This window comes from Halomonas sp. SIMBA_159 (genome assembly GCF_046536035.1).
GTDB lineage: Bacteria > Pseudomonadota > Gammaproteobacteria > Pseudomonadales > Halomonadaceae > Vreelandella > Vreelandella venusta_A.
In genome coordinates, this window is sequence record NZ_JAWJBT010000537.1 from 1 (window position 1) to 273 (window position 273).

A 273-nucleotide genomic window follows, 5' to 3' on the forward strand; every position below is an offset into this window, starting at 1 on the left:
GACGGATGGTGCGCCGTCTGGTGCGGAGGGGACGACGGCCGGGTTCGGCCGCGCGGCCGCGTTCCTGTCGGCGGGGGCGTCGCCACGGGCCTGGCCGCCGCCCGCGCTCGCCGCATTCCCGTTCGCCGCGTTGCCGTTCGCCGAGCCGCCGCCGTTCGGCGACGATTGCGGATTCGACGAGCCGGGGCCGTCGTCCGAGGTCGAGAGCATCAGGGAGGCGTGCGGTGCCGCTGCCGCGAGATCCCGCCGCAGGTCGGCGAGCACGGCCCGCAG

1 pseudogene is annotated in these 273 nt (G+C 77.3%); it reads right to left on the reverse strand.

Annotated elements, in window-relative coordinates:
* Nucleotides 1-273 (reverse strand): annotated as a pseudogene (locus R0J87_RS20360) (hypothetical protein); the annotation flags it as partial.